We start from the raw sequence: 2518 nt of genomic DNA, 5'->3' as shown, positions 1-2518 counted from the left end.
AGAGCTTCCTCTGGAGCGTCCTGATCGTTTCCGGAGTGGTTAGCGACATGGCAATCCCTCGTTCCTTCGCCCTTCGGTTGCGTGAACAAAGCAGGGTCCCTTTCCTCGGCGGGGGTTGTGTTGTCCCTCCACCTCAAGCGGTCTTATGGACCCCTCCGACTTCCATCCAGGGCCGGGCTGCTTTCGTTTCCTTATACAGTTCGGTTGGTGGCCTCTCCACTTCCCTGGATGGATCTCCAGCACTGGGCAACAAATCTTCAAGAACATGCCGACCCTGCTACCCCGGGAGTCGATGGCCGCTACTTCCGTTGTTCCGGCAACCATCCAACGGCCTTCCCCTTTCGTCCACAGGGTCGGCTTCTCCACTTCGTTTACGAGGCTACTCATGGGTTCACTTGCGTTACGGCCTGCTCTCTTGCTGTGTGGAAACTCACGACCCCGCGTTGCCGCGACGCCGCTTCCTCATGCTACCGGGGCGTACGGACAACTCCCCGGACGGGACTTCAACCCGCTAGATTTGCTGCTGTTACTGCGTACACACGACCACGCCTTGTGCGTTTTTCTCCCAACTATAGCGATTGAGTACCCAGCGCTGAGTTTGATCTTTGCGCAGGATACGATATTCGACTTGCCCATTTGCCGTCGTTCTCTGTGCTTCCATAACCGCTTCGATCACTCTCGGTCGGTCCTCGGGATGTATTGTCCGTTCCCAGAGCATCGGCTCACTGAGCCATTCTTGAGCAGTATAGCCAAATAGAGTTTCTACGACGGAGTTGACATATGTTACAAACAGCGTATGCGGATCAGCGCGATAAATCACTTCGCTGAGGCTTTCGGTCAGATCCCGGAATTTTTCCTCATTTTCCAATAATGCCTGTTCGGTTCTTTTGTATTTGCTGACATCGCGCACAGTCGCCTGCAAGACCCTTTTCCCATGCAAATTAAAGGCCGATAACAGTACTTCTGCTGGGAAATCCTCACCATTTTTGCGGCGGTGTATCCAATCGAACCGTTCATACCCTTGTTCAAAAGCTGCCATGATTTTTTTATTGGCAGCAGTGAGCGAATCCTGCCCATCTGGCTGAACAGGTGGGGACAGTTGAGCCGGATGCATTGCCAGAAAATCCTGCTTGCTGGCCAGTCCGAATATTTCCAGCGCGCGCATGTTGCAGTCGAAGAACGCTTGTTCTGTCAGTAGCATAATGGCATCATTCGAGCCCTCGAAAATGGAACGGAATTTGTCCTCATTTTCTCTGTGCATGCGCTCGGTTTGCTTGTGTTCAAGCCATTTTCCAAGATCCTCCGCAAGAGTATCGATCAGATTCTGCTCCTGTGGGAGTGAGAAAGCCCTGTCTTCCGGGTAACAAACTTGTAGCTGTCCTGCGATCTTGTCGTTTACCAGGATATTTGTGCATAAACGATGCGTGCGGGCTGTCTCAAAATATTCAGAAGTGAATCGTTGGCCACCAAATTCGATCATGGCGGCAGCATAGTCCGGATACTGCATTGCTGCGATCAGGCTGTCGAATATCAGCTGACACAGCGCAACCATCGATAGATCATCGCGTGCCAGGTTACGGCGAATTTCATGCAGACAAGCGCTCTCCTTCAACTGTTCGCGCAGCCTCGTCTCGGTTTGCTTGCGAGCAGTGATATCGACGCGAAACGACAGAAAGTGGCTGATCTGACCGCTATTATCTTTGATTGGCACAACCGTGGCATCTACCCAATATGGCTTGCCATGCTTATGGCGATTGCAGACTTCCCGGTGCCAGGTATCGCCGCGTAATACCGTTGTCCACATTTCCTCGAAGAATTCATCAGGATATGAGCTGGATTTGAGTATACGGTGCCTGCGACCGACCAGTTCCTCCTTGCTATAGCCACTGATTTTACGAAGCTGATCGTTGACAAAGACGATGCACCCGCTCAGGTCGGTGATGGAAATCATAGTCAGGTTACTGATTACCTTGAAGAAGGTAGCCGGCACTATATTGGCTTCCATATGCCAGCTATTCTCCATGCGCGACGGCTACAAGCTTGATGACTTTCTTGGGCGGGAATGAAATGGTATGAGTCGATTTTACCCACAACATCGTCAGTAATATGCTGGTAACCCCATCCAACCATTCACTTATCGATTTCATCTGCCATTGATCAAGGCTGGGCATGCCATTGCGCGCCATGGATGGCAGCAAGGAGAATCGAAAAAGAGTAGCATCAAATCTCCCGTTTAGTGGAAAGAAGAGATACCATCGGCCACTCTTACAATAACTTTAGCCTTGGATGTTGCTTTGGCAACGTTTTGTCAGGCAGTGATGGTCTGATCTTGTTCCAGGTCCATCAGAAACTCATCCAATATATTTCGATGTGCGTGAGGCATAACCACGATATGCGCATAGTCTCGCTGCTTGTGATTGATCACTAGTACCCAAAGCTTGAAATATATCGGATAATTTGCCATTTTTTTGATTGAACAAGCAAAAATTGCATGGCCCGCCCTTTATTCCCACTGACG

General features: G+C 50.5%; 1 protein-coding gene. It reads right to left on the bottom strand.

Annotation, left to right across the window (positions count from 1 at the left end):
* Nucleotides 1–526: 526 nt before the first annotated feature.
* Nucleotides 527–1951: a PAS domain-containing protein gene (locus tag BLV85_RS14550; RefSeq protein WP_176974067.1), complete on the bottom strand. Its 1425-nt coding sequence runs from the start codon at nucleotides 1949–1951 to the stop codon at nucleotides 527–529.
* Between the last annotated feature and the right edge of the window lie 567 nt (nucleotides 1952–2518).

The organism is Nitrosomonas halophila, from assembly GCF_900107165.1.
Classification (GTDB): domain Bacteria; phylum Pseudomonadota; class Gammaproteobacteria; order Burkholderiales; family Nitrosomonadaceae; genus Nitrosomonas; species Nitrosomonas halophila.
Note: the sequence above shows the minus strand (reverse complement) of the source record. Positions and strands in the feature narration are given on the sequence as shown.